Origin of the sequence: Bradyrhizobium sp. CCBAU 65884 (assembly GCF_028128835.1) — a bacterium.
Classification (GTDB): domain Bacteria; phylum Pseudomonadota; class Alphaproteobacteria; order Rhizobiales; family Xanthobacteraceae; genus Bradyrhizobium; species Bradyrhizobium ottawaense.
On sequence record NZ_LBJU01000085.1, the window covers coordinates 38,923 to 44,922 of the forward strand.

General features: G+C 58.0%; 6 protein-coding genes and 2 pseudogenes. 4 read left to right on the forward strand and 4 right to left on the reverse strand.

Annotated features, from left to right (window positions below):
- Window positions 1–82 precede the first annotated feature (82 nt).
- Together XI03_RS05425 and XI03_RS05430 are read right to left on the reverse strand one after the other, a co-directional pair.
- The gene (locus XI03_RS05425) at window positions 83–454 is read right to left on the reverse strand and encodes a DUF3892 domain-containing protein (protein WP_271591560.1); all 372 of its coding nucleotides are present in this window, start codon (window positions 452–454) and stop codon (window positions 83–85) included.
- A gap of 921 nt (window positions 455–1,375) precedes the next feature.
- Window positions 1,376–1,552: a hypothetical protein gene (locus tag XI03_RS05430; RefSeq protein WP_271591561.1), complete on the reverse strand. Its 177-nt coding sequence runs from the start codon at window positions 1,550–1,552 to the stop codon at window positions 1,376–1,378.
- Window positions 1,553–1,587: 35 nt separating this feature from the next.
- On the opposite strand from XI03_RS05430, the gene XI03_RS05435 reads away from it, so the two are divergent.
- From XI03_RS05435 to XI03_RS05450, 4 genes and pseudogenes are all read left to right on the forward strand, one after another.
- A complete protein-coding gene (locus XI03_RS05435; protein WP_271591562.1) occupies window positions 1,588–2,163 on the forward strand; it encodes a hypothetical protein in 576 nt (191 codons plus the stop codon).
- 374 nt (window positions 2,164–2,537) lie between these two features.
- Window positions 2,538–2,834 (forward strand): hypothetical protein, encoded by a 297-nt coding sequence (locus tag XI03_RS05440; protein WP_271591563.1) that lies wholly within the window; start codon window positions 2,538–2,540, stop codon window positions 2,832–2,834.
- 89 nt (window positions 2,835–2,923) lie between these two features.
- Window positions 2,924–3,879, forward strand: a pseudogene (locus XI03_RS05445) (IS5 family transposase); the annotation flags it as partial.
- 4 nt (window positions 3,880–3,883) lie between these two features.
- A pseudogene (locus XI03_RS05450) lies at window positions 3,884–4,268 on the forward strand (transposase); the annotation flags it as partial.
- 292 nt (window positions 4,269–4,560) lie between these two features.
- Here the strand turns inward: XI03_RS05450 and XI03_RS40475 are convergent.
- Together XI03_RS40475 and XI03_RS05455 are read right to left on the reverse strand one after the other, a co-directional pair.
- On the reverse strand, window positions 4,561–4,959 hold the full coding sequence (locus XI03_RS40475; protein ID WP_442869698.1) for an avidin/streptavidin family protein: 399 nt from the start codon (window positions 4,957–4,959) through the stop codon (window positions 4,561–4,563).
- 241 nt (window positions 4,960–5,200) lie between these two features.
- Window positions 5,201–6,000: di-heme-cytochrome C peroxidase (locus XI03_RS05455; protein ID WP_271591564.1), on the reverse strand; the 800-nt coding region annotated here is incomplete at its 5' end.

Consider the following 6,000-nt stretch of genomic DNA (forward strand, 5'->3'; position numbering starts at 1 on the left):
ATCCAAGCTGCTTTCTCACAGACATCGATGTATCCCCGACCGCAGTCTTCACTGCCTTACCGGCTGAGGGTCGCAAGGTCGTTCAGTCTGTGTAAGGAATGTCACCTGACAAAATCTTCAACAGTGGCTTGGCTGAGCGCCAATCCGGCCCGTCGCCCGGGTGCGGTGGCCGCTGATCGTGAGCGGGCCGAACGCCTTTCTTGATGTACTTGTGTCGGCCGTCGGTCGCGACGATGACCTCGGCAGTGATGCCTGATTCTTCGACGTAGTACTCCCACTCGCGGCTTTCGAGGTCTTGGATAGTCTTCTGAACGGATAGCCTCCATCGCGTTCCGTCTGAATTCAGCCCGCCAACGTATTTGATTCTCTCATGAGCGCTTCGCCGGTCGGCCTTGTTTATGCAATGAAATGCGCACGCGTTTTGCCATGCTGCGGGTGTCTCCTCTCTCTGCACACTGTCGGACAGGCTTAGAGCGTGTCTGACGAGATGGAGCCGATCGATTCTGATAGTTGTGCCACGGCTATTTCCGATGGATGATCCCCACCGTCAGCTTCTTCCGCTGCTTTGAGGCTGGCGCGGTGGAGTTAGCAGCGCGTGGTAGGGACAGCGCTTTTCGTATGCACGGGCGCCGAGTCACGTGGCCGCTAACTTCGACTGTGGACGACGCAGGCGCGGCGGGGCTTCACCAGAGGCGATGTCTCAACGGGAAGGTCCAAATGGCTTTCAAGGTCCAGAACATCAACGTTGATCTCATCAATGCTACCGCGACACTTATTGCTGTCGATCAGGCCGATCCACAGCATCCGAAAATCATAACCACCCAATTTCCTTTCGATCCGCCTCATTCGGAGGCGAGGAGAAGGATCAGGCGATTGCAGCGGCAAAAGCGATTCTTCAACAGGCCCCGAACGAGATTTAGCGATCCCACCAAATTTGACAGGTGCGCAGGCCACTTCTCGACGATACAAGTTGGTGGCACCCTTGAGAGTTTGAGCCTCTCGGGAGCAAAGGTGGCTAGCCCGTCTCCAGGGCACGGGCTAGCCACCAGCGCTTGTGAAGCGTACGTTAAGGGTAGCTACAGGCCAACGGATGCACATATTCGAGCGGTACATCGCGTCCCTGAGGTCGCAAGCGCTTGCGGTGCTTGCAGCCAATCAGGCCCGGGCGGTCGATCAGTCTTTGAGCCTGGCAGATCGCCAGGTCGCGACGTTTGATGCTGAGGACGCCCAGGAAATCTTAGGCATCCTAGATTGCGTGAAACTCGACCCCGGGCCAGAGGAGGCACGGAAGATCGCTGTGCGCATACGCACGCTTCTAGAGGGGAGGAAGTGAGTGCGAATCCCCTTCGAGAGGGACCTGAGGCGCCGATCATTTCTAGTAGTTGTGCCGCGGATTTTTCCGAGACGATATACCCGCCGCCAGCTTGTGCTGCTCGCGAAGGCTGGCGGTGAAGTTGGCGGCGCGCAGCAGGGACAGCGCTTCCCTCTGACAATGGCGCCGAGTCACGTGACCGCTAACTTCTACCGCGCCGACAATCAACAGCGCCTTCATAGGGTACCTGCGGCGCAGAATTTAAGATGAGCGCCATGCCGATCGCGATTCGCGACCGCTGTATGGCAATGTGGCTTCAACGAATGACTCACTTGCAAATCCATCCGCTGGCAGCACAACTGCCCAAGCTTGAAGAACGCTTTTATGAGCTGTTATTGGAGAACATGCGCTCCAAGGGGCAGCATCTCCCAATTGCCCTTTATGAAGGCCTGATTTGGGACGGTCGCGCGCGGTACGAGGCCTGCCGTAGTCTAGGATTTAGGCCATGGTTGGTCCCCCTACGTCGACAGGCCCCTTTGCGCTTCTGCATTGTGGCGAATGAAGAACGGTGTGGCGCGCCTCATTCGCCGACGCGCAAACATATCGTCCCCACTCTGGAAAACGCGGGCAGCCCGAAGGGGCGCGCGGAAATGCGTGCTCGGCGATCCCGCTGGATCAAGGCTGCTCGATCAGAATTTGAAGAATGGGTAAGAGGCAAACGACAACCCTGCGCGGTTTGCAAAAAGTACGTCGCATTCGTCCACCCCATCACGCATTTCCGCGCTCCTTCAATTCGAGTGCGGCTTGGACCAACCGATCCACGATCACCTATGGCTTTGCCCGATTCATAACAAATATATTCATAGTCTACTGAACGGGTACCTGCTCGTTAGCGATCTATCATTTCTTGACAACGTTCCTGACGATGAAGCTGAGGAATGGCGCGCGATCGAGCATTATACAAAGCCAGGAATCGACCTCTGTTGCGAGGCATTGGGACGCCTACCGAGCGAGGCCTCGAAACGTCGATACGATCCGGAGTATAGTCTCTTTCTCTTGAGAAACCCTAGCTTGGCTTGGCCCGCAATCGAATGGAAGCGCTCCATGAGAACACTTCGCGGGATTGCGGCCTGACTCGGCGGGTGTGTCCCCTCATTTGGGCTTCTTCGAACGTTTCCTGAGCATCGCCGACGCCTAACGATCAAATGTGCTTTGGGGGAGGTAAATGCCAGCAACTGCTTTTTCAGTCAGCTTTGCCCGCGAAATCGATGTCGACCAGCTCGCGGCGCTGATGACAAGCGTGCAGCCGACGACGGAACGCGATGGGGCAGAGCTTCTCAGCGCTTCTGCGGTGCGATCCGCGCTGACATCCAATGCTCATCGTGCGGCAAGTTCGGTGCTCGCGTCGTTCGCTCCGCAAAGTCGCGCGCATCAAGGGCCGTTCTCCGGCAAGCCCATTTTAGGTTCGTCGATCCCCAGCGGGCGATGCTCACCATCCGTTCTGCGAATTCTACGGCAATGATGATATCGCTTCGCGCAGGCTAGCCTCCTCGACTTTGCGTCGGAGAAGAGCACAGAAACTAGAGCTGTAAGGCTCCTCGTATGCAAAGGCTGTCCGATGAGGGGGTGTGCGAGCGCTGGGTCCACGGCCCGAATTTCCAGTACTTCACGGGCGAAGAGTTCTTTCAGCATGCGTTCCCGTATGAGCGCTCGGACCTGAGCCACTGGCGCAAGCGGCTCGGCGACAAGCTGGAGCTGCTGTTGTCCGAGAGCCTGCGGGTGGCGCACCAGGCCGGCGCGTTGCGCAGCCAGGACCTCAAGCGGGTCACGGTCGATACCACGGTGCAACCGAAGGCGGCCATCACCTTCCCGATCGATGCCAAGCTGCTGCACGCGAAAATCAAGGGGCTCAACGGCCTGGCGAGGAAGCACGGGGTCAAGCTGCGCCAGTCCTATCTTCGCATTGCCAAGACCGCGGCGATGATGGCGGGACGCTACGCCCACGCCAAGCAATTCAAGCGGCATCAGCGGCAGTTGCGCATCCTGCGCAGCCGGCTGGGCCGGATCATCCGCGATATCCGCCGCAGATCGAAGGTCAGGCCGTGCTCGAGAACGCCTTCGCCGTCGGCCGGGCCTCGCAGATCCGCTCGCAGTAGCAGCGCCAGCGCGGCTGAAAGCTTTATTCCTTCCACGCTCCAGAGGTCGAGTGCATCGGCAAGGGCAAGGCCGCCGCGCCCTACGAGTTCGGTGTCAAAGCCTCCATCGTCACCAACAACCGCCGTGCTCCTGGAGGCCTGTTCGTGCTGCACGCCAGGGCGCTATCCGATAACCCGTACGATGGTCACATGTTGCGGGACGTCATCGACCGCACCGAGACACTCACCGGCTGTGCGATCGAGCGGGCCTATGTCGACAAGGGATACCGTGGCCACGACGCGCAAAATCCTCGTCGCGTCTTCATCTCCGGCCAGAAGCGCGGCGTCTTCGGTGTCATCAAGCGCGAGCTGCGCCGCCGCTCCGCCATCGAGCCCATCATCGGACAGCTGAAGACCGATGGTCACCTCGGCCTTGCGCCTGTCGAACACGACGGACACATCGTCCTGCGTGTCAGCGCTCGAAGTGGCCTTGGCGCGCTTCGGCCGGCCTGAGATCTTCGATATCGACCAGGGCAGCCAGTTCACCAGCGCCGCCTTCACCGGCGCGCTGGCCGCCACCGGCGTCAGGATCTCGATCGACGGTCGCGGGCGCTGGATGGACAACATGTTCATCGAGCAGCTGTGGCGCAGCGTCAAATACGAGGAGGTTTACCTGCGCGCCTACGACACGGTGTCCGATGCCCGCCTCGATGGGCCGATATCTCGACTTTTACAAAAGCCGGAGTCCTCAGTCGAGCCTTGACGGCGGCACTCCGGATCAAGCCTACTTCAACTCGCTGCCGCTCCGGATGGCAGCCTAACCATGGCAGACGCTCCACCTATCAACGCGGAAATTCTGTTCAAACAACCGGGGCCAGCTCTCTTAAACTCTTACCCCTGATAAGCCAGAGCCTCCCTTCTCGAAAAGCCTAATCAGTCTCAAATTATCTGACGACAGACAGATTCCGAACTCTGTCCAACGACTGGCAGAAGAAAATGCCGATCTCGCCTTTTGCGTTGCGCATCATCACGTCGGCGGAGAAGGCGCATACACGCAGTGACGGACCTCGCTCGCTCCCCTGACAAGGGAGGAACAACTTGAAGCAGTTTGGTCTACCTCCTCGTGAACAAGTCACGCCCCGTCATTTTGTGAAACTGCCAGTTCGATCCCACGTAATATAGCGTCCAATCAGCTGGAATCTTATTAGCAGCTACACGACCGTTCCAAATCGTAATTGTTTTGCAGTCTGGGGCCGCGGGTGCCGTCCAATTGACGTAGAAATCTATTCTATCTGCGGTGACGACACCTGCGACAGGGTAAGGCTGTCCCCGGCACGAAAATCCAGTCGCGTTGTTGACATACGTTCCCGCGAAATTTCCTGTTGACGGGTCTAGCGTCTGGATCAAGAGAAGCGAGCCCCTTTGATTCACCCATGCGGAGGGGACAGGCAACTGCGCGTGAGCAGATACCGATATGACGGCAAAGAGCAGAAGCACAAACAAGCGTGTCATGGTATTCCCCTAGGCATTAGGCAACTGCACAAACGCTGCCGGATATAGGTTCGCTCAGACGATACGGCCATGCAATTCGCTTCCACACTCAACCCAGAAATGCACCCCGTCCACAAAAAGTTCTCGCTTCGTAGTTTCGCTAGATTTTCTCCAGAGGCGGATTTGCCGACGGCCTCATTTTCTCAAGCGACCTTGGGTGCCGACCTCTTGAGAATGCTCGGCGAGCGAACGACGCAGCGGGTTACAGCGTCTTGAGGTATTCGAGCAGCGCCTTTTTGTCTTGTTCGCTCAAATTCGTCCCGTACTCGTGGCCGCATCGGCTGTTTCCAGAATTGATGTCATTACAATCCGTGACGGATAGTGAGTCACTTTGAGGCTCCTGGGTGGCCGCAAGACCAACGTTTTCGATGTCGTACTTCCGCCCAATGCTAAACTGCGATTTGCGCTGTGCGGACGGCTTGAGCAATTCCGCCAGGGTAGGAACCGAGCCGTTATGAAGATAAGGTGCGGCGGCCCAAATGCCCTGAAGAACGCGGGCCTCGTAGGCGCCCCATTGAGGGAGTCGACTGCGCGACGCTTTTTCTGCCCCCTTCCGCCTGGCTTTTTTGATCTCTTCCGAAGTGCTGACAGCGTCGAACGCCGTTACCAGATCCTGCAGGGTCGGCGGTAGTCGTACCAACCCCAGAGACTCCGGGGTCTCCGACGACCCCGGATCTGGCGCCGTCGCGACCCGTGCGTTGGTGGAAGGGGCGCCACCGGCCACCAGGTGTTCTGCGATCGAACCAATCACCGAGGTCGCGAGAATGTTAAGAACCTGATCCTTCTCCTTAAGAGGAGCGGTCGCGAAGGGAATGTACGCTCCATTCAGCACGCCCGTCTTGGCTTTCCAGGCGAGGACATCGTACTCACGCGTATCGGTACCGACGTTCTGGACCACGGTTCTCCATGTTTTGATGAATGGAAAGCGCTGCTCGCCGTCTTCAATCCCATGACAACCGCTGCATCCCCCTTCATCGGAACCTCTTTCGAAAATCATCTTAC